The sequence below is a fragment of the Kribbella sp. NPDC051620 genome, assembly GCF_044453825.1.
Classification (GTDB): domain Bacteria; phylum Actinomycetota; class Actinomycetes; order Propionibacteriales; family Kribbellaceae; genus Kribbella.
In genome coordinates, this window is sequence record NZ_JBITDB010000004.1 from 392,970 (window position 1) to 412,967 (window position 19,998).

General features: G+C 67.9%; 18 protein-coding genes. 11 read left to right on the forward strand and 7 right to left on the reverse strand.

The window, feature by feature from the left end; all coding sequences use genetic code 11:
• Positions 1-204: 204 nt before the first annotated feature.
• From ACIA12_RS20910 to ACIA12_RS20925, 4 genes are all read right to left on the reverse strand, one after another.
• Positions 205-873 carry a TetR/AcrR family transcriptional regulator gene (locus ACIA12_RS20910; protein WP_396368679.1) on the reverse strand — a complete coding sequence of 223 codons (669 nt, stop codon included), beginning with the start codon at positions 871-873 and terminating at the stop codon, positions 205-207.
• 64 nt (positions 874-937) lie between these two features.
• On the reverse strand, positions 938-1,744 hold the full coding sequence (locus ACIA12_RS20915; protein WP_396368680.1) for a sugar phosphate isomerase/epimerase family protein: 807 nt from the start codon (positions 1,742-1,744) through the stop codon (positions 938-940).
• 4 nt (positions 1,745-1,748) lie between these two features.
• Positions 1,749-3,812, reverse strand: a complete 2,064-nt coding sequence (locus ACIA12_RS20920; RefSeq protein ID WP_396368681.1) for a DUF4328 domain-containing protein — start codon at positions 3,810-3,812, stop codon at positions 1,749-1,751.
• Positions 3,813-4,017: 205 nt separating this feature from the next.
• The gene (locus ACIA12_RS20925; protein ID WP_396368682.1) at positions 4,018-4,746 is read right to left on the reverse strand and encodes a DUF4328 domain-containing protein; all 729 of its coding nucleotides are present in this window, start codon (positions 4,744-4,746) and stop codon (positions 4,018-4,020) included.
• Between the two features lie 151 nt (positions 4,747-4,897).
• Between ACIA12_RS20925 and ACIA12_RS20930 the strand changes: the two genes are divergently transcribed.
• Together ACIA12_RS20930 and ACIA12_RS20935 are read left to right on the forward strand one after the other, a co-directional pair.
• Positions 4,898-5,377, forward strand: coding sequence for a methylated-DNA--[protein]-cysteine S-methyltransferase (locus ACIA12_RS20930; RefSeq protein WP_396368683.1), 480 nt, complete (start codon positions 4,898-4,900; stop codon positions 5,375-5,377).
• Positions 5,378-5,546: 169 nt separating this feature from the next.
• Complete coding sequence (locus ACIA12_RS20935) at positions 5,547-5,867, forward strand: hypothetical protein (RefSeq protein ID WP_396368684.1); 321 nt, start codon at positions 5,547-5,549, stop codon at positions 5,865-5,867.
• A gap of 150 nt (positions 5,868-6,017) precedes the next feature.
• Here the strand turns inward: ACIA12_RS20935 and ACIA12_RS20940 are convergent, their stop codons facing one another.
• Positions 6,018-6,752, reverse strand: coding sequence for a hypothetical protein (locus ACIA12_RS20940; RefSeq protein ID WP_396368685.1), 735 nt, complete (start codon positions 6,750-6,752; stop codon positions 6,018-6,020).
• 218 nt (positions 6,753-6,970) lie between these two features.
• Between ACIA12_RS20940 and ACIA12_RS20945 the strand changes: the two genes are divergently transcribed.
• Together ACIA12_RS20945 and ACIA12_RS20950 are read left to right on the forward strand one after the other, a co-directional pair.
• Entirely contained in the window at positions 6,971-7,513 is a 543-nt protein-coding gene (locus ACIA12_RS20945) for a peptidylprolyl isomerase (protein WP_396368687.1), read from the forward strand.
• Between the two features lie 85 nt (positions 7,514-7,598).
• Positions 7,599-8,339: a rhomboid family intramembrane serine protease gene (locus ACIA12_RS20950; protein WP_396368688.1), complete on the forward strand. Its 741-nt coding sequence runs from the start codon at positions 7,599-7,601 to the stop codon at positions 8,337-8,339.
• Here ACIA12_RS20950 and ACIA12_RS20955 read toward each other — a convergent pair.
• Positions 8,329-8,940 carry a TetR family transcriptional regulator gene (locus ACIA12_RS20955; RefSeq protein ID WP_396368689.1) on the reverse strand — a complete coding sequence of 204 codons (612 nt, stop codon included), beginning with the start codon at positions 8,938-8,940 and terminating at the stop codon, positions 8,329-8,331. The genes ACIA12_RS20950 and ACIA12_RS20955 overlap by 11 nt on opposite strands.
• Positions 8,941-9,040: 100 nt before the next feature.
• Here ACIA12_RS20955 and ACIA12_RS20960 point away from each other — a divergent pair, with 100 nt between their 5' ends.
• Both ACIA12_RS20960 and ACIA12_RS20965 read left to right on the forward strand, forming a co-directional pair.
• Entirely contained in the window at positions 9,041-10,189 is a 1,149-nt protein-coding gene (locus ACIA12_RS20960; protein WP_396368690.1) for an FAD-dependent oxidoreductase, read from the forward strand.
• A 99-nt stretch (positions 10,190-10,288) separates the two neighbouring features.
• Complete coding sequence (locus tag ACIA12_RS20965; RefSeq protein ID WP_396368691.1) at positions 10,289-11,953, forward strand: M14 family metallopeptidase; 1,665 nt, start codon at positions 10,289-10,291, stop codon at positions 11,951-11,953.
• Here the strand turns inward: ACIA12_RS20965 and ACIA12_RS20970 are convergent.
• On the reverse strand, positions 11,950-12,951 hold the full coding sequence (locus ACIA12_RS20970; RefSeq protein WP_396368692.1) for a LacI family DNA-binding transcriptional regulator: 1,002 nt from the start codon (positions 12,949-12,951) through the stop codon (positions 11,950-11,952). The two genes, ACIA12_RS20965 and ACIA12_RS20970, sit on opposite strands and share 4 nt — an antisense overlap.
• 169 nt (positions 12,952-13,120) lie before the next feature.
• On the opposite strand from ACIA12_RS20970, the gene ACIA12_RS20975 reads away from it, so the two are divergent.
• The 5 genes from ACIA12_RS20975 to ACIA12_RS20995 are packed head-to-tail and all read left to right on the forward strand — an operon-like array spanning position 13,121 to position 19,972.
• Positions 13,121-14,623, forward strand: coding sequence for an alpha-N-arabinofuranosidase (locus tag ACIA12_RS20975; protein WP_396368693.1), 1,503 nt, complete (start codon positions 13,121-13,123; stop codon positions 14,621-14,623).
• A complete protein-coding gene (locus ACIA12_RS20980) occupies positions 14,620-15,948 on the forward strand; it encodes an ABC transporter substrate-binding protein (protein WP_396368694.1) in 1,329 nt (442 codons plus the stop codon). The genes ACIA12_RS20975 and ACIA12_RS20980 overlap by 4 nt, the downstream gene beginning before the upstream one ends.
• A 29-nt stretch (positions 15,949-15,977) precedes the next feature.
• Positions 15,978-16,892, forward strand: a complete 915-nt coding sequence (locus ACIA12_RS20985) for a carbohydrate ABC transporter permease (RefSeq protein WP_396368695.1) — start codon at positions 15,978-15,980, stop codon at positions 16,890-16,892.
• Positions 16,889-17,716 carry a carbohydrate ABC transporter permease gene (locus ACIA12_RS20990; protein WP_396368696.1) on the forward strand — a complete coding sequence of 276 codons (828 nt, stop codon included), beginning with the start codon at positions 16,889-16,891 and terminating at the stop codon, positions 17,714-17,716. The genes ACIA12_RS20985 and ACIA12_RS20990 overlap by 4 nt, the downstream gene beginning before the upstream one ends.
• Positions 17,717-17,746: 30 nt before the next feature.
• A complete protein-coding gene (locus ACIA12_RS20995) occupies positions 17,747-19,972 on the forward strand; it encodes a family 43 glycosylhydrolase (protein WP_396368697.1) in 2,226 nt (741 codons plus the stop codon).
• Positions 19,973-19,998: the final 26 nt, after the last annotated feature.

Below are 19,998 nucleotides of genomic sequence, written 5' to 3' on the forward strand. Positions count from 1 at the left end.
GTCGGCTTCGGCTGGTTCCGTGGTCTCGAAATCGGCAGTGGTCATCGGTGGTCCGGCCGGAGCGGGAGTGGCGTCGTTACCTGGCCGGGCCCGCTTGTCGACCGCCCGCGGGCTCACCGCGGCCACCGATCGGTGGAATTGAGCATCTCGAAATGTCCTTACCTGCAAGGTCCCCCGTTGGGACTTCACTCCTTTGACGAGTGATCAGTGCCCAATGTCATGCGCCGAAGCGAAATTGTGGCCTAGGCCTTTATTAGTTCGTCTTTCAACCGTCGCCGGCCGGGCGCCACAACCGTGCAGGAAGGTATGGACGCCGCTGGTGACCGTCTCGCGGATCTGGTCCGTCGTCCGCCGGTTTTTCGGGTCCGCCGGGCCGGCGCCGGAGATGAGCAGGGAGAAGTGCAGGGCCGCCCGCATCGGGTCCTCGAAGTCGAGCAGCCCCTCGTCGGCGAGGGCGTTGAACCGGTCGGCGAGCGCGCGGTGGACGGCCAGCGGGCCGGTCCGCTGCCAGGCGTCGATCGCTTCCTCGGGGATGTGGCCCGCCTCGGCGTCGACCTGGCGGACCAGCGCGGAGTGCTCGGCGTAGTCCGGCATCGGGGTTCGCCAGGCGATGCCGAACTCGACCAGGTCCGCCTCGAGGTCGGTGATCCTCCGCAGGTACCGATCGACGATCTGCAGTTGCGCGGCGGCGACCCGCTCGGCGCTGTCCTGGATCACGGCGCGGAACAGCCCGGCCTTGTCCTGGAAGTGGTTGTAGATGGTCCGTGACGAGACCTGCGCCTCGGCGGCGATCACGTCGATGCTCGCTCGGGCATAGCCGTCCCGCGCGAATACGGTCAGCGCGCCCTTGAGCACCGCTTGCCGCTTGTCCATGGGGGTCAGCCTCTGGTCGGTACAACGCGCGTTGTACAGCTACAACGAGCGTTGCACGTCCGGGTCATGACAACCAGGTCAGCGTGGCCGGCAGGGCCTCGGCGAGCGGCGGCAGGTGCGGGTGCCACTTGAGCTCCCATTCGAGGGACAGCCAGTAGTCGGTGCCCTGGATGGTCTGCAGGAGATCTGCGATCGGGTAGTCGCCGGAACCGATCGGCACCGGCTGGTAGCCCTGGGTGGAGTCCTCGTCCTTGATCTGGATGAAGTCGATCCACGGCTTCAGCAGGTCGTACGCCTCGGCGGGGGTCTCGCCGTGGCTCCAGGTGTGGGCGCTGTCCCAGATCACCTTCGCGTTGTGACCGGGCGCCTCCGCGTCGAGCAGCCGGCAGAGCCGGGCCATCTTGGACCCGGCGGAGTGCGAGTCGTGCGTCTCGAGCAGGATCCGCGAGTCCTTCGGGGCCGACGTCACCCGGTCGAGGGCACGGATCTCGCCGGCGGTGGGCGCCTCGGAGTCACCGCCGGCCCGGCGGTGACCGGCGTCGTCACCCGCGTCGTCACCTGCGTCGTCACCTGGGAAGACGCGGACGCCGCGGGCGCCGAGGTCAGCGGCCAGTTCGAGGTGAGCTTCGAGAGGTTGCTCCTCGACCGCGCAGAGTTTCACGTAGCTGTTGACGGCGAGGATCTCCAGCCCGGCGTCCTCGATCCGGGTGCGCAGTTCGCGACGCTCGGTGGCGGTCAGCCCGAGATGGGTGAACTCGTCGTCGGCCGTCCGCAACTCCAGCCCGGAGATATTGCTGCCTTTGGCAAGCTCCAGGACGTGGTCGAGGGGCTCGCCGGGGCAGCCGAGGGTGGAGAAGCCGAGCGGGAACACTCGGTCAGACCCAGCGACGGCGCGGGTGGGTGCGGGGCGCGGTGGTCTCCGACTCGTCCTTCTCCGGAGCGGCGGGCGCGGCGGCCGGGGTGGTCGGCTCGGCCGGGGGCTCGTACGAGTACGGCGAGGACTGGTAGTCCGTGGCCGACTGGTCGGAGTAGCTGGTGCTGTTGTAGTCCGAGGTGTACTCGCTGGAGTAGTTCTCCTGCGGGTAGGTCGGGCTGTAGGAGCTGTCGTAGCTCGTGCTGTAGTCCGTGGCCGGTGCCGTGTACGAGGTCTCCGGGGCCGGCGTGTACGAGTCGTAGCTCGCGTTCGAGCTGTACGTGTCGTACGACGAGGACTCCGCCGAGTAGTTGTCGTAGCTCGTGCTGCTGTAGTCCGAGGTGTACGTCGGCTCCGGCGTCGTCGGCTCGGTGTACGAGGAGTAGTTCGACGAGAAGTCCGAGGTGTACGACGTCTCGTACTCCGGAGTGGTGACCGGGGCCGCCGGCTCTTCGTACGGCGCGTAGGTCGGGTCGGGCGTGTACGTCGGAGGCGTGTAGCTGGTCTCCGGGGCGTACGACGGCTCGGGACCGAACGACGGGACGGTCGGGAGCGGCTTCGACGGGGTCAGGTAGTCGTCCTGCGCGGGCAGCGAAGGGGCTGCCTGGTAGTAGCTGTCCGAGTCGGACACAGCAGCCTGGACCGTCGACGGGCTGTCGACCGCGACCCGAGCGGCCCGGCGACCAGCGCGCGCAACGGGCGCGGGCTCAGGCTCGGGTGCGGGCTCCGTGGAGGTCAGGTAGTCAGAGGTGCCGGCGCCGTACGAGTAGGAATCGGAGTACGAGCTGGCCCAGGAAGGCTCGGTGGTGCGGGCGGCCGGCTGGTATGCGTACGGGTCGGGCTGCGGCGGGGCGACGGTCTCGGCCTGCCAGCTCGGCAGCGGCGCGGAGGAGAGCAGGTCGTCACTCGGGGCCGGGGTGTACGGGTTGGAGGGGCTCGACCAGGTCGGCGTCTCCAGCCCGGAGGCGGTCTGCTGGTACGACGGCAGCGCCTCGATCACCTGGCCGGTGTCCTCGCGCCAGCTCTCGATCGGGCTGAACTGCTCGGTGGCCGGTCCGGCGTCCTGCCAGGAAGACGCGGCGGGCGCTGCCGGGGTCTCGGCGACCGGGGCGAAGGGGCTCCACTTCGGAGCCTCCTCGGCCGGTGCGGCACCGGGACCGGCGAGGGCCAGGGCGGGCTGACGCTCCACCCGCGGGGCGGCGATCGGCTCGGAGATCGCGGGCTGCTCGGAGGTGTCGTCGTCGGCAGCGACCCGGTACGACGGGACGGCCACCAGCTTCGGCTCGCGCTGGTCCCACCAGGGCATCCACTCGCGGGTGGTCTGCATGGTGTTGATCTTGCGAATGATCAGCGTCGCGGCGACGGCGGAGACCGCGGTCAGGATCAGCGAGGCCGTCCCGGCCAGCGCGATCCCGCGCAGGGAGCCGACGGTCGCCTCCATCCACATCAGCGCCCGGCGGATCACCACGTCGAACACGAGAGCGCCGACCCAGGCGACCCACCACACGTTCGTGAGGAGGGGCTTCCTGAGCCGGCGCAGGTCGTCGGCGTACACGGGGGTCTTCGGATCGCTGGCGAGCCAGATGTCGTCGACGATCTGTTTCGGATAGATCAGGTTCGGTCCGGGGCAGAACCAGCTGGCCAGCACCCAGCCGTGGCTGCGGCGATGGTCGGCCTGGCAGAAGACCTCGGAGTTGACCCGGACCCGCCACAGCCAGATCACGAAGACCACGGCGGCGGCGACGGAGATGATGACGTTCGGGATCGAGGTGATCCGGGAGATGCTGTCGGCGCGGTTCAGGTCCGCATCGTCGACGTTGGGGCCGCCACCGAGGTAGCTGTGCACGACGCCGTAGGTGTTCCAGTCGGACCACGTGCAGAGCAGATGAGTGACCGTGGAGGCACCGAGCAGCCCGATCGCGATCTTCCCGACCGTACCGACCTGCTGGAACTCCTCGGCGGCATGTGGCTGCCACTCATCTTTGTCTTCAACAGCAGAAAGAACTGCTCGTTGCGGGTGGCTCACGTCGTGCGTCCCTCGCGTTGCTGGAACTCCGTCTGTTCGGCGTCTCGGTCGAATCCTGCCCCCGCGTGACCGAGCCACATTGATACCACGAAGTAAGTACGCCTGTGGAGTCGATGCCAGCACGGAGGGTATCGACTTAACGCGGTCTTTTCGTACGCCCATCACCACTTGTAACGAGGTACTCGACCGTGTGTAACGGTTTGGTTTACCGCGCAGGAGGTTGGTACCCCCGGTCGACCGGATATCCGGCCTGGTCCTGGGCCCACCACGGCGTCCACGGCCGGCGCAGTTGGAGTTCGTTGACGCGCTGAACCAACATCACTGCGAGTACTGCCGCGGCGGTCGTGCTGACCGCGGAAATGCCGGACATCACAGCATTCGTCCGAAGTTCGGAAAGCTGCGGAGCGCCATCCAGCACGCTGCGCTGGGCGAGGTTGTCGAGGACCAGGCCGACCACCCAGGTGATCCACCAGGCCCAGACCAGCCGGGTGCCCGGGATGCCGCGCAGCGTCGCGATTCCGGTCGGGGTGCGTGGGTCACTGGCGGCGACGATGTCGTCGACGACCTGCTTGGGGTACCAGAGATTGACCACCGGGCAGATCCAGCTGCCGAGCACCCAGCCGCGGGTGTACCGGTGCTCGCCGCGGCAGAACATCTCCGCGTTCCAGCGGACCCGCCACAGCCAGATGATGAAGACCGCGGCGGCCGCGAACAGGGCGAGCGCGGCAACGATGCCGAGCGAGCCGGAGATCAGGTCGGCCTGCGCGAACTTGTCGTCGTCGTCCGGATAACGCTCAAGGGTGCGGTAGGAGTACCAGTCGGACCAGGCGGTGGCCCAGCCGAGCACGGTGACCACGCCGATCAGCACGGAGGCGGCCAGACCCATCGCCTCCTCCGAGCTGAACCATCGGTCCATCGGCGGCTGACCGGTCACGTGCACCTCCTCGGGATCGGCGAGCCATTAGAAATAGCACACGGACAGTGATCGGGCGAGAACCTTGCGTGCGGCATCGACGGTGTCGTCGCGCGAAATTCCCGCTGCCGAGCCGGGTGAAAGTGTCGGTGCCTGGGTGGACGATATGACCATGCGCTGGTCCGTGTTCGATTCGCCCATCGGGGAGCTGTCGGTCGCCGTCGACGACGACGGTCTGTGCCGGCTGCGGTTCGGCGCCATCGAGCTCGGCCCGGACCGGGCCCGCGACGACCTGCTGCTCGCGGCGGAGGAGCAACTGAAGGCGTACTTCGCCGGCGAGCTGACCGAGTTCGACCTGCCGCTGTCGGTGCGCGGCGGGTCGCGGTTCGAGCGCGCGGTCTGGGAACGGCTCAAGCAGATCCCGTACGGCGAGATGCAGACCTACGGCGAGGTCGCCAAGGCCGTCGGCGACCCGGGGGCCGCGCGGGCCGTCGGGGTCGCCTGCAACCGCAACCCGATCGCGGTGATCGTGCCCTGCCACCGGGTGGTCGGCGCCGGCGGCAAGATGGTCGGCTTCGGTGGCGGCATCCCGATGAAGCGCCATCTGCTCGAGCTCGAGGCGCGGGTCACCATCGAAACGCAATGGCTCTGAACACTCAGTGAAGAAGTTGTGGATGAAGCGTAAAGAAGTTTCCGTCGTGCCGTTGCGATGGCAGCTATCGGTCAGCCAGGCGCTAATGTCGCGGTGTGCGATCACGCTGACACAGTTCGATCACACGTTTGAACTTGTTGGCCGCCCCGACCTGCCCGGAGACGAAGAGATGACGCAGCCCAGCTCGGCGCCGCACGACGACCTGAGCCAGTTGATGGACAAGAGCGCCGAAGAGTGGTCCGCGCCGGAGATCCAGGACGCGGCCCGGACGGCCATGCAGTTGCATGCGCCGGATCGCGAACCGCTGACCTGGATCAAACGGTTCGGCGTACTGCCCTGGCTGCACCGCAACGAGGCCGTCTGCCGCGAGTGTGGTGGCAGCTACCCGTGCATCACCCATCGCTACGCGACCCAACTGCTGTCGGCCGGCCGCGTCCAGATCGCCGGCGGCCGGCGCGACGACGAGCCCGGCGACGAAACGCTGAACTAGCCGGCCCTGAACCAGCCGGCCCTGAACCAGCCGGCCCCGAACCAGCCGGACCTGAGCCGGCTGACCCCTGAGCTGGGACGCGTTGAACGGACGAAGGCCGCGACCTCCACCTGGGGGTCGCGGCCTTCGCCGTTGCGGTGGCGAGGTGGTTCAGGAGTCGGTCGGCTTCGCGTCCGTCGACTTCCGCGGGGTGCCGGCCTTCTTGGCGGCGCCGTTCGAAGCAGCCTTCGGAGCGTCGTCGGCGGTGGCCTTCTCGTCCTCGGTCTTGCCGTTGGCGGACGTGGTGTCCGTCTTGGTCTCGGCCTTCGGCGCGGCAGTGGCCGGCTTGTCGGCAGCCGGCTTGTCAGCGGCCGGGCGCGACGTCGTACCGGCCGGGGCCGAGCTGTAGTCGCGGCCGCTGGTCGGGGTCGACTGCCAGGCCGGCTCCGGCGGCGTGAGCAGCTTCTTCACGGCCGCGGCCGCCAGTGCGCCGAAGCCGAGGAACAGCACCACCTTGCGCAGCTTGTGGCTCTTCTTCGGGACGTCGATCTCGCCCTTGAGCGCGGCAGCGGTCGCCTTGCCCCGGCGCGAGCTCTCCTCGATGACCGGCTCGGCGGCCGCGGCCAGCGTCGCCAAGGCGGCGGTCACCTTCGGCAGTACGTCGTCGAACCGCTCGCGGGCCCGCTCGGCCGCGTGCTCGGTAGCCGGTCCGACCTTGCTCAGCGCGTCGTCGATCACCGGTCCGGCCTTCTCCACCGCGGCGTGCGCGACGGCGGCGCCCCGCTCAACTGCCTTCTCGGCGTACGGCGACACCTTCTCCCGTGCGGTGCCCACGGCTGACTCGGCCAGCGGACGGACCTTGTCCTTCGCGGTCTCGACCCGGCCCTTGGACTTCAACAAACCCACGGTTCCTCCATGGACGCTTCGATTCGACTTCTGGACAAATCCGGCTTCGTCTGCATCGTACGACGTACCCAGCCGATAAACGCCGTGGCCGCACCCTGAGATCTCCCTGGCACCTTCCCGGGCACCCTGGAAGCGCCGGCCGGGCACGTCGATGCGGGCCGAACTTGTGGCGCATGACAGGATCGATGCCGTAAGCCGTAACCGATGAGGAGTATCTCGTGGCCGAAGAACTGTTCGCGACGCTGCAGACGACGAAGGGCGACGTCGTCATCAAGCTGTTCCCCGATCACGCGCCCAAGACGGTGCAGAACTTCGTCGGCCTCGCCGAGGGCACGAAGGAGTGGACCGACCCGACGACCGGCCAAGCCAGCACCGCGCGCTTCTACGACGGCCTCGGCTTCCACCGGGTCATCGACGGGTTCATGATCCAGGGCGGCTGCCCGCTCGGCACCGGCACCGGCTCGCCGGGCTACAGCTTCGACGACGAGATCCACCCGGAGCTGCAGTTCGACCGCCCGTACCTGCTGGCGATGGCGAACGCGGGCATCCAGTTCGGCAAGGGCACCAACGGGTCGCAGTTCTTCGTGACCGTGGTCCCGACGCCGCACCTGAACCGCAAGCACACCATCTTCGGCGAGGTCGTCGACGACGACTCGAAGAAGGTCGTCGACGCGATCGCGACCGCGGACACCACGGCCGGCGACCGGCCGACCGAGCCGATCGTGATCAACAGCGTCAAGATCGAGCGCAAGACCGTCTGATCCACCGCGTGACCGGCCGCCGGCGACGGCGGCCGGTTCCCGCACCCCTTTATGCACCATCCGTCCGACCGCGGAGGACCAGGGCGTGACCGAGACCGTCTGCTATCGGCATCCGGATCGGCCCGCCGGTGTTCGCTGCCAGCGGTGCGACCGGCCGATCTGCCCGGCCTGCATGAACGACGCCGCCGTCGGCTTCCAGTGCCCGTCGTGTTTCAACGAGGGCGTGAAGTCGGTCCCGCGCACCCGGACCTCACTGGGCGGCGTCGCGCGCGGCAACAGCCCGTACGTGACCTGGACGATGATCGCGCTCAACGTGCTGGTCTTCATCGCGGTCCGCAGCGGCAGCCCGAAGCTGCTCAACGATCTGGTGATGGTCCCCGTGCTGGTGGACTCCGAGCCGTGGCGGTTGCTCACCTCGGCCTTCACCCACGTGCAGATCTTCCACATCTTCTCGAACCTGTTCATGCTCTGGCAGGTCGGCCCGATCCTGGAACAGATGATGGGGCAGGTCCGGTACGCCGTGCTCTACCTGCTGTCCGCGCTCGGTGGTGGGGTCGCGGTCTGGCTGCTCGGCTCCCCCGGCGGCGCGACCCTCGGCGCATCCGGTGCCGTCCTCGGACTGGTCGGCGCGCTGCTGGTGATCAGCAAGGCCCGCGGTATGGACGTCACCTGGATCATCGCCTACGTGGCGATCACCGCGGTCATCTCGTTCGCCGTCCCGAACATCTCCTGGGAAGGCCACCTCGGCGGCTTCGTCACCGGCGCCGCAGTCGCCTGGCTCTTCCTCCAGGACACCAAGCGCCGCCGGAGCAAAGTCAGTCGCTGAGCTCGCCCGTCAGATACCGGGTGATGGTCGGCCCGAGCCAGGCGACTGCTTCCTCGCGAGTCAGTGCGGCCACCGGCGGCAGGGCCAGGACATAGCGGCAGAGCGCGAACCCAAGCGCTTGAGTGGCAACGAGCCCGGCGCGGGTTGCTGCGTTGGAGGTGGCCGACGAGACGGCTTGGCCGCCGAGGTCGGATCCGGGGCTTGGCGGGGTGCTGAGGCTCATGATGGCTGGGCCGAGTTGGTCGGCGAAGAGTTGGCGCATGCGGTCGGCGGCTGCCTCGTTGGTGACGCTGGCGCGGAGTAGGGCCTTGAGGGACTCGTCGTCCTCCCAGCGGTCGAGGAAGTGGTTGGTGAGTGCTGCCCCGACGTCTTCTCGCGGGAGCTTGCTCAGGTCGGGCAGTCGCAGGTCGAACTCCGCCGCTGCCGCGAAGAGTTTCTCCTTGTTCCCGAAGTACCGCATCACCATCGCGGGATCGATGGCCGCGTCCGCCGCGATCGCCCGGATCGTCGCCCGCTCGTACCCGTCAGCGGCAAACCGCTCTCGCGCCGCGGCCAGGATCAGCCCCCGGGTCCGATCAGCCGACCGCTTCCCATCACTCATCCCCACACCGTAGGTCAACAGGTGTTGACTTGGCTATCCGACCTGCCTACAGTGAAGTCAACAAGCGTTGGCCAACAAGTGTTGACTAAGGAGGGTCGGGATGATTCCGGAGCAGACCGAGGTGCTGGTGGTGGGGGCTGGGCCGGTGGGGCTGGCGGTGGCGGTTTCGCTGGCTCAGCACGGGCGGCAGGTGGTGGTTGTCGACCGGCAGGCAGCGGGGGCGAATACCTCGCGTGCTTCCGTGGTGCATCCGCGGACGCTGGAGTTGCTGGAGCGGATCGGGGTCAGTGAGCGGCTGACCGGGCTTGGCATCCACGTCGAGCAGTTCAACATCGCCGATGGGGACCGGACGCTCGTGCCGGTTCGCTTCGACAAGCTGCCGACCGAGTACCCGTATGTCCTGATGATTCCGCAGAGCCTGACCGAGCAGGTGCTGCTCGACCGGCTGATCGAGCTCGGTGGCACGGTCCACCGTCCGTACGTTGCCACCGGACTGCGGCAGAGCGCCGACGGAGCCGAGGTCACGTTGGAGTCGGGTGAGGTGATCAAGGCGCAGTACGTCGTTGCCGCCGATGGGATGAACAGCCGGATGCGCGATCTGGCCGGGCTCGGATTCGATGGCGCGGATGCGTTGGCGCTGAATTTCACGCTCGTGGATGTGCGGGTGGAGAGTGGGCTGCCGGCTGACGAAGTACTGCTGTACTTCTCGAAGCCCGGCATGTTGGTGGCGGCGCCGTTGCCTGATGGGACCTTCCGGCTCGTGGCTGAGGTGGAGGAGGCGCCGGAGCACCCGGATGTCGCTTATGCGCAGCGGCTGCTCAACGCCCGGGGCCCGCGGGAGCAGACCGCGAGGGTGACGGAGGTCGTCTGGGGATCGCGTTTCCGGATCCACGAGCGGGTGGCCGATCGGTACCGCGAAGGACGGGTCGTACTGGCCGGCGATGCCGCTCACACCCACAGCCCAGCAGGCGGCCAAGGCATGAACCTAGGTCTCCGCGACGCAGTCGTCCTAGGCGATGCGCTGGCGCACGCCCTGTCCGCCGGCGATGAATCCAAGCTCGACGAGTACGCGCAGACCAACCGCGAAGAAGCAGTCCGGGTAGTAGCCCTCGCCCACCGCCTCACCCGCCTGGCAACAGCACCGTCCGCGCTGAGGCCGGCCCGCAATGCCGGGCTTCATCTTCTTTCTCATCTTCCGAACTTCCGTCGTGGTCTCGCCGAGCAACTGGCTGCCATCGGTCACCGCTGAGGGTTTCCCCGCACACTTGCCCGAACTGCTTCCACCTGCACCGCCGAGCGCCCTACCCTCCAGTTACCCATCGCAACAACCTCACTACTGGAGGTCACCGTGTTCCATCCCGCCCGATGGCACCGACTTGTCCCCCTCGCGATCGCGGCCGCCGTGGTCGTCGGCGCTGGCAGCCACGTCCAGGCTGTCGCGCCACCCGACCGCAAGGTGCAGGCCTACGAGAAGGCCGAGCTGATCCAGCTGCTCCGGATCAACACCCCGACGACGGCCGACCGCAAGCGGCTGAACACCCTCGATCTCGACCTGGCCGAGTCGGCCGGCAAGAACTACGTCGACGTGGTTGCCTATGGCAACCAGGATCGGCGGCTGCTGAAACTGGCCGGCTTCACCTGGTCGGTACTCGAGGACGATCTGGTCGGCGCCGACCAGGAACGCGAGCGCGCGGACGCGGCGTACGCCAAGGCGGTGAAGACCCGCGCCATCCTGGCCACGCTGCCGAGTGGGCGTACGGCGTACCGGCAATTGGCTGACTACAACAACGACCTCGCGTCGCTGGCGTCGCAGTACCCGACGAAGGTCAAGCCGATCACCCTGAAGAGCACCTCGCTCGAAGGCCGGACGGTCCGCGGGATCGAGATCAGCCGGGACGTCAACGTCAGCAACGGCAAGCCGGTGTTCATCATGATGGGCCTGCACCACGCGCGCGAGTGGCCGTCGGGCGAGCTGACGATGGAGTTCGCCTACGACCTGCTGAAGAACGACGGCGTGGTCCCGCGGATCACCAACATCCTGGACAAGGCGCGGATCGTCATCGTCCCGGTGGTGAACCCGGACGGCTTCAACCTGAGCCGCACCCTCGGCTACGAGATGAAGCGGAAGAATTGCCGCGTCACCAACGGCCAGATCCCGACCACGGGCCAGTGCGCGCAGTCGGCCAACCAGTCGCGGGGCACCGACCTCAACCGCAACTACGCCGGCTTCTGGGGCGGCCCGGGCGCGTCGACCAGCCTGACCTCGGAGACGTACCGGGGTGCGAGCGCCTTCAGCGAGCCCGAGTCACGCAACATCCAGGCGCTCGTCTCGTCGTACCAGGCGACCACGCTGATCACGAACCACACCTACTCCAACCTGGTACTGCGTGAGCCCGGGTACGCCGGCGCCGGCAACACCCCGGACGAGGCGCTCTACAAGTCGCTCGGCGACCAGATGGCGGCGCAGAACGGTTACGACAGTCAGTTCGGCTACGAGCTCTACGACACGACCGGTACCACCGAAGACTGGTCGTACTACGCGACCGGCGGTCTCGGATTCACCTTCGAGCACGGCGCGAGCAGCTTCCACCCGGCGTTCAGCAACATCGCCAACTTCTACTTCGGTTCGGGAAGCACCGCAGGCAAGGGAAACCGCGAGGCCTACCTGATCGCCGCGGAGAGCACGATCAACCCGGCCCGCCACTCGGTGATCACCGGCACCGGCCCGGCAGGCGCAGTACTGCGGCTGAAGAAGTCGTTCAACACCAAGACATGGAACGGCACTCTCATTCCAGACGTGCTCGACACGACGATGACGGTGCCGGCCGGTGGCACGTACACGTACCACGCCAACCCGTCCACGCGGCCGATCACCGTCCAGCAAGGCGGTACGGAGTCGTGGACCCTGACCTGTGAGCGCCCGACCGGTCAGGTGCTGGAGACTCGTTCCATCACGGTGGCACGGGGAGCGTCCGTCACGGCGAACCTCACCACCTGCGCGGCGGCCTTCTAGCCCGCCGTCGACTCGCGAATCTGCAGTGTGTAAGGGACGGTGAGGTCGCGGCGGTCGACCTCACCTGTTCCCGCGATCCGGTCCAGCAGCAGCCCGACAGCGTTCTCCGCGAGCCACTCCTTGTCCGCTGAGATCGTGGTCAGCGACGGCGAGTGGTAGCGGCCGTCCTCGATGTCGTCGAACCCGACCACGGCGACGTCCCCAGGCACTGACAGTCCGGCCTCGGCGAGTGTGCGCAAGGCACCGAGCGCGAGCAGATCGTTGAAGCAGAACACGGCATCCGGCGGCTCGGGCAGCGCGAGCAGCTCTCGCATCGAAGCGGCGCCGTCCTCGCGGTGGTACCCCGTACCGGCCAGCTCCAGCGCGGGATCGAGCGGCAGGCCCGCCGCCTTCAACGCCTTGCGGTACCCCTTCCGCCGTACGGCGCCTGTCCCCGCGCCGCCGCCGACCCCGATCGCGGCGATCCGGCGCCGGCCGATCGAGATCAGGTGCGTGGTCGCGTCGAAGGACGCCTGGACGGAGTCGACCGCGACGTGGTCGAGCGTGCCGCCCGCATGCCGCTCACCCAGCAGGACCAGGGGTTTCGCGTTCGCGGCGAGCTGGATCTTGGCCGGCGCGGTGGTGATCGGGGAGAAGATGATGCCGTCGATGAGTTGCCCGCGCATGCCGTCGAGGACCAGCTTCTCGGCGGCCGGTTCGCCCTCGGTCTGGTCGATCAGGACGGTGATGCCACGTTTTTTGGCTGCCCGGCTGATGGCGGCGCCGAGCTCGGCGAAGTACGGGGAGGCCATCTCCGGGATGGCCAGCGCGATGAAGTCCGAGCGGCCCTTGCGCAGCGAGCGAGCGCTCACGTTCGGGGTGTAGTCGAGCGCCTCGATCGCGGCCTCGACCTTGGCCCGGGTCTGCGCGGTGATGTGCGGATAGTCGTTGATGACGTTGGAGACGGTCTTCACCGACACCCCGGCGCGTGCCGCCACATCGCTCAGCCTGGTCGCCATCTCGATCTCCCTCCGCGCGATCTGTCGCAGTCTGTCATGTCGCTGCCGCGCTTCGTGCGGTCACAAGACGGCGACAGGACCAGTTGAGTCAATGGTCAGCTCTTTACAGCCGATGTCAATCGTTGTAAAAACTCAGGTTAATCGTTGTAGAGATTTCTCTGGAGGATCTGTGGCGCGTCTTGCGGTCGACCCCGCGTTCGTTGTCGGTGCCCTCGACCGGCGCCTGTTCGGCTCGTTCGTCGAGCACATGGGGCGGTGTGTCTACACCGGCATCTACGAGCCGGGCCACGCCACGGCGGACCCGGACGGGTTCCGCGAGGACGTGCTCGCGCTGGTGCGCGAGCTGGGCGTGACCGCGGTCCGCTACCCGGGCGGCAACTTCGTCTCCAACTACCGCTGGGAGGACGGCGTCGGCCCGAAGGACCAGCGGCCGCGGCGCCTCGACCTGGCCTGGCGCGCAGTCGAGCCGAACCAGTTCGGCACCGACGAGTTCGTTGCCTGGTCCCGCAAGGCCGGCGTCGAGCCGATCTGGGCGGTCAACCTCGGCACCCGCGGCATCACCGAGGCGGTCGAGCTGCTCGAGTACTGCAACCTCCCAGCCGGTACTGCGACCGCGGACCGCCGCGTCGCCAACGGCACTCCTGAGCCGCACGCGATCAAGGTCTGGTGCCTGGGCAACGAGATGGACGGCCCCTGGCAGATCGGCCACAAGACCGCCGAGGAGTACGCCCGGCTGGCCGAGGAGACGGCGAACGCCATGCGCCGCGTCGATCCGGGCATCGAGTTCGTCGCCTGCGGATCGAGCAACCGGCACATGGAGACGTTCGGTGACTGGGAACGGACCGTGCTGGAGCGCACCTACGACCTGGTCGAGCACATCAGTTTGCACGCGTACTACGAACCGAAGGGCGGCGACCAGCAGAGCTTCCTCGCCGCCGCCGAGGACATGGACCGGTTCATCGACTCGGTCGTCGCCACCGCGGACCACGTGAAGGCGCTCAAGCGCAGCGACAAGGAGATCACTCTGTCGTTCGACGAGTGGAACGTCTGGCGCCAGCAGGACTTTCCGGGCGAGCTCGGGCTGGACGTCCGCGAGGTCGGCCCGCTGATCGAGGACACCTACACCGTCGACGACGCGGTGGTCGTCGGCAGCCTGCTGATCACGCTGCTCCGGCACGCCGACCGGGTGAAGATCGCTTGCCTGGCGCAACTGGTCAACGTGATCGGCCCGATCCGGACCGAGCCGGACGGTCGCGCCTGGCGGCAGACGATCTTCCACCCGTTCGCGCTGACCGCGAAGTACGCGGGCTCGACGGTACTGCGCACAGAGGTGGCCGGCCCGGAGATCGATACCCCGGCGTACGGGCGGGTACCGGCTCTGTGGAGCACAGCGACCTACGAGGAGTCCACCGGTGAGGTGGTGCTCTTCGTGGTGAATCGAAGCGAGACCGACAAGGTCGACCTGGAGGTGCCACTGCGGCCCGGTCTGCGAGTGGTCGAGCACCTCGCCCTGTACGACGACGACCGGAGTGCGGTCAACACCGCCGAGGACCCCGACCGGGTGGTGCCCCGGCGGATCGACGGCACCGAGGTCATCAACGACAGCTGTACGGCCACGTTGCCTCCTGCGTCGTGGCACATGATCAGGCTCTCCCCTGGAGGTACACGGTGAACACCATCAACCGGCGAATGATGCTGGGCGGAATCGGCGCTCTGGGGGCGGCCGGTGTCCTGACAGCGTGCGGATCCGGATCGGCGGGCAAGCCCGGCGCGGCGCCCGCGACCGGCGACGGCGGCGCGAAGGGCTACAACGGACCGAATGTCGAGCTCGACTTCTGGAACGGGTTCACCGGTGGTGACGGCCCGTTCATGCGCAAGATCGTCGACTCGTTCAACAGCGAGCACCAGAACATCAAGGTCAAGATGACCGTGATGCAGTGGGCCGACTACTACACGAAGCTGCCCACCGCCGTCGGCAGCGGCCGCGGCCCGGCCGTCGCGATCATGCACGTCGACTCGCTGGCCACCAACGCCGCCCGGAACGTGATCGAGCCGCTCGACGACGTCGCCAAGGCGCTGGACCTCAAGCAGGAGGACTTCGCGGACGTCGTCTGGAAGGCCGGCGAGTACAACGGCAAGCGGTACGGCATCCCGCTCGACGTCCACCCGCTCGGCTTCTTCTACAACAAGACGCTGATGACCAAGGCCGGGCTCGACCCGGCCAAGCCGCCGGCCGACGCGGACGCGTACATGGCGGCGCTGGAAGCCCTGAAGAGCAAGGGCATCCAGGGTCACTGGGCCACACCGTTCCAGTTCACCGGCGCGCTGACCGTCGAGGCGCTGCTGTGGCAGTTCGGCGGCGACCTGTTCAACGCCGACGCCAGCAAGGCCGCGTGGGCCGACGAGCCCGGCGTGAAGGCACTGAGCTGGTTCACCGACCTGGTGAAGAAGGGCTACAGCCCGAAGAACGTGGCCCAGGACGCCGACAACATCGCGGTGATGAACGGCAAGAACGCGTTCGTCTGGAACGGGATCTGGAACATCAACACCTTCAAGGAGAAGAAGGGCCTGGAGTGGGGCGTCGCGCCGCTGCCGAACATCGGTGGCAAGAAGGCGGCCTGGGCCGGCTCGCACCAGTTCTGCCTGCCGAAGCTGAAGACGCCGGACCAGAACAAGTCCACCGCGGCCCGGGTCTTCGTCAACTACGTCAGCCAGAAGTCGCTGGAGTGGGCCAAGGGCGGTCAGGTCCCGGCCCGCAAGCAGGTGCGCGAGTCGGCCGACTTCAAGGCGCTCACCGACCAGGCCGCGCTGGCGACGCAGATCGACGACCTGCACTTCCCGCCGCCCGTCCCCGGCATCGGTGACGCGCTGGCCGAGCTGAACAAGGCGGTCAACGAGGCGGTCCTGCTGAAGTCCGAGCCGGCCAAGGCGCTGTCCGACGCGGCCGCCCGGGCGGACAAGATCCTGGAGGCCAACCGCAAGAAGTACGGGGCCTGAGGATGGCGGTCGAGGCCGGGGTGGGCACGGTGCGCAAACACCGTGCCCACGCCTCCACCGCTGCCCGCGGCTACGGTCGCGCGACGCCATACCTGTTCCTCGCGCCGTACCTGGTGCTGTTCCTGTTGTTCGTCATCGGGCCGGCCGTGTTCGGCTTGTGGATGAGCCTGCACGACTGGGACTTCCAGCTGCCGGGCAAGCCTTTCGTCGGGCTGCAGAACTACAAGGACCTGTTCGATCCGCTGTCGGCCACCGCCGAGCCGTTCTGGCACGGGATGCGGGCGACCGGGATCTTCACGATCGCGTCGGTGCCGTTCCTGGTGGCGGTACCGCTCGGTCTGGCGGTGCTGCTCAACCGCAAGTTCCCGGGCCGGACCTTCTTCCGGGCCGTCTACTTCGCGCCGTACGTGCTCGGGGTGGCGGTGATCGGCCTGATGTTCCGCTACATCCTGGACACCACCTTCGGCATCCTGAACGCCTTCCTCGGGGTCTTCGGCATCTCCGAGATCGGCTGGACCACCGAGCAGCCGTGGGCCTTCGTCGCGCTGGTCGCGGTGACCGTGTGGTGGACGGCCGGCTTCAACGCGATCATCTACCTGGCCGGGCTGCAGGACATCCCGGCCGACCAGTACGAGGCGGCCGAGCTCGACGGCGCCAACACCTGGCAGCAGTTCCGCCATGTCACTCTGCCGGGGCTGCGGCCGGTCACCGTCTTCATCGTCGTCATCACGCTGCTGGCCAGCGCCAACATGTTCGGCCAGGCACTGCTGATCACGCAGGGCGGTCCGGGCGACACGACCACGACGGCGCTGATGGTGATCACCGACACCGGCTTCGCCCAGTTCCGGATGGGGCAGGCCTCGGCGATGAGCTACGTGCTGGCGATCTGCCTGTCGATCGTCGCGCTGATCACGTTCCGGCTGATGAGGGAGCGTGAGTCATGAGACGCCGGCCGTCCGCGGCGTTCTGGGTGATGGTCGTACTGCTCACCCTACTGGTGGTCCTGCCGTTGTTGTGGATGGTGATCACCTCGGTCAAGACCATCGGTGAGTCGCAGGCCGACCCGCCGACGCTGGTCCCCCAGGACCCGAGCGGACGCGCGTTCGGGGAGATCCTCACCACCGGCGGCCAGAACCCGGTCCTGCGCTGGGCGCTGAACAGCTTCGCCGCGGCGACGATGCACGCGGTCCTGGTGGTCGTGGTGGCCTCGATGGCCGGCTACGCGCTGGCCCGGATGGACTTCCGGTTCAAGAACTTCATCTTCTCGTTCATCCTGACGACGCTGTTCATCCCGAGCTTCGTCTTCCTGATGCCGAACTACCTGCTGATGGACAACCTCGGCTGGCTGGACACGCTGTGGGCACTGGTGGTGCCGGGCGCGGCCGGTGCCTTCGGGGTGTTCTTCATGCGGCAGTTCTTCCAGGCCATCCCGAAGGAGCTCGAGGAGGTCGCGCTGATCGACGGCGCGAACACCTGGACGATCTTCACCCGGATCATCCTGCCGAACGCCAAACCCGCGCTGGCCACCCTGACCGTACTGTCGTTCCTGACCAACTGGAACGACTTCATCTGGCCGCTCTTCGTGCTGTTCAGCCCCGAACGCCTCACCCTGCCGGCCGGTCTCAGCCTGCTGCAGGGCGCCTACACGACCGACTACCCGGTGATCATGGCCGGCGCGACCGTCGCCGCCGTACCGGTCCTGATCCTCTACGTGTTCGTCCAGCGCTACGTCATCGAAGGTGTCGCCCGCAGCGGCATCAAAGGCTGATGATCCCCTGCTCAGAGAGGAACCCCGCCCGTGCCTCCTAGACGTTTGTTCGCGGCAGTTCTCGCCGTCGCCGCGGTGGCCACCGGTACTACGGCCGCCGCGGCGCCACCCGCGCCTGTCACCACGCAGAACCCGATCTCGTCATCCTTCGCCGACACCTTCGCCGATCCGTCGATCATCCAGGGCCGCGACGGCTACTGGTACGCCTACGCCACCTCCGATCCCCTGGTTGCCAACGGCCCGTTCGGCCTGATGCACATGGCCAGGACCAAGGACTTCGGCTCCTGGGAGTACCTCGGCACCGTCTTCACCGACGCCACCAAACCCGCCTGGGCGGCGCCCGGCTCGTTCTTCTGGGCACCCGACATCCGGTACTTCGGTGGCCGGTACGTCATGTACTTCACCGTCACCGACACCGCGGCCAACCCCGGCGGCGATCCGGCGATCGGCGTCGCCACCGCGCCCACGCCGAGTGGGCCGTGGACCGCCACCGACGGCCCGGTGGTCGCCCCGAAGCCCGACGGCAACGGCGGCTACTTCGGCAACATCGACCCGGCCATGCTGACCGCGGCCGACGGCAAGCGGTACATGTACTCCGGCGGCTTCTACGGCGGCATCTCGGTCACCGAGCTCTCCCCCGACGGCCTGCACGCTGTCGGTACGCCGACGCAGGTCACCATCGGCGACCGGTACGAGGGCTCGTACGTCGTCTATCGCAACGGCTGGTACTACTTCATGGGCTCGTCCAGCAACTGCTGCGCCGGACCGACCACCGGGTACTCCGTGTTCGCCGGCCGCTCGCGCTCGCCGAAGGGACCGTTCCTCGACAAGGACGGGGCCAGCCTCAACGAGTCGCGGGTCGGCGGTACGACCGTGATCACCCAGAACGGCAACAAGTGGATCGGTCCGGGCCACCACGCCTTCATCACCGACGCGGCCGGGCAGGACCACATCGTCTACCACGCGATCGACCGCGGGACGCCGTGGCTGACCGACCCGTTCGGGATCAACCGCCGGCCGATGCTGATCGACGACATCGACTGGATCGACGGCTGGCCGCGCACCCGGGCCGGTGCCGGTCCATCGGACACCCCGCAGCCTGCACCGACGACCGGCTCAGGTCTGGGGATCAACTCCACCGACCCCGCGGGCGGTCTCTGGGGTGCGACCAGGCTGGCTGGTGACTCGCTTGGTGGGCCGACCGCGTCCATCCGTGGAGCGGCGACGACACGGCAATCCGCGCCTAGTGGATCGGTACGGGTCGAGGCCAACGTCAAGCTCGGCAAGAGCTTCACCACCGTGTTGGGCGGCGGTGCCGTGGTGGTCACCGTTGGTGCGACCAAGCTCAGCGTCGTGGCCGGTGGGCGTACCGCGAGTGCTCCGCTGCCTGCCGACTTCGATCGGTCGCAGTGGAACAACCTCATCGTGGAGGTCTCCGGCAGCAAGGTGACCGCGCGGCTGAACGACGCGGGGCTCGGCGACCTGTACGCGGAGGCGCAGCTCGAGATTCGCGGGCTGACGGTCCGGTCGGCGCCGGTGAGTTGGCTGGGGACGGCCGAGGTGGACAACCTGACCGTACGTCCCGTGGCCGAGCCGGTACGCCGCGCCGCCGCGGTACCGGTGGCTGGGAAGTTGCTGGCCGGAGACGAGTTCAACGGCTCGGCGCTTGGTGACCAATGGTCGTGGGTGCGACCGGACGAGCGGGCGGTTGTTGCTAACGGCAACCTGTCGTGGCCGGTGCAGAACACCGATCTGGTCGGGTCGGGCAACAACGCCGGCCTGCTCTTCCACCAGACGCCGGCCACCGACAGTTGGATCGCGGAGACGAAGCTGCACCTCGACCTCGGTGAGGGCGACATCCGCAACTACCAGCAGGCCGGGATGATCGCGTATCTGAACGACGACGACTTTGCCCGGCTCGGCGACGTGTCGATCTGGCGGACGCGGCAGACCGAGTTCGGCCGCGAGTTGGTGGCACGGCCCTCCGACGGCGCGACCAGCTACGGCGGGGCAGCGATCGGGCGCTCGGCGCCGACGATGTGGATGCGGCTGGCCTATCACCGCAATGCGGCCGGCGAGCATGTGTACCGGGCGGGGACGAGTACCGACGGGTCGAAGTGGACCTGGGGCGCCTCCTGGGTGCTGCCGGCCGGGACGACGCCGAAGCTGGGTCTGTATGCGCATGGCGACCAGACCGGGTCCAACCCGCCACCGGTGGCCACGTTCGACTATTTGCGGTTCTACGCGAGCAAGTGATGCCGCGCTGGCCGGGGTTGCTGCTG

Coding starts and splice junctions, on each gene's coding strand:
- ACIA12_RS20990 (WP_396368696.1), top strand. CDS start 16,889: ATGAGACGCCGGCCGTCCGCGGCGTTCTGGGTGATGGTCGTACTGCTC.
- ACIA12_RS20955 (WP_396368689.1), bottom strand. CDS start 8,940: ATGAGTGATGGGAAGCGGTCGGCTGATCGGACCCGGGGGCTGATCCTG.
- ACIA12_RS20970 (WP_396368692.1), bottom strand. CDS start 12,951: ATGGCGACCAGGCTGAGCGATGTGGCGGCACGCGCCGGGGTGTCGGTG.
- ACIA12_RS20960 (WP_396368690.1), top strand. CDS start 9,041: ATGATTCCGGAGCAGACCGAGGTGCTGGTGGTGGGGGCTGGGCCGGTG.
- ACIA12_RS20930 (WP_396368683.1), top strand. CDS start 4,898: ATGCGCTGGTCCGTGTTCGATTCGCCCATCGGGGAGCTGTCGGTCGCC.
- ACIA12_RS20935 (WP_396368684.1), top strand. CDS start 5,547: ATGACGCAGCCCAGCTCGGCGCCGCACGACGACCTGAGCCAGTTGATG.
- ACIA12_RS20910 (WP_396368679.1), bottom strand. CDS start 873: ATGGACAAGCGGCAAGCGGTGCTCAAGGGCGCGCTGACCGTATTCGCG.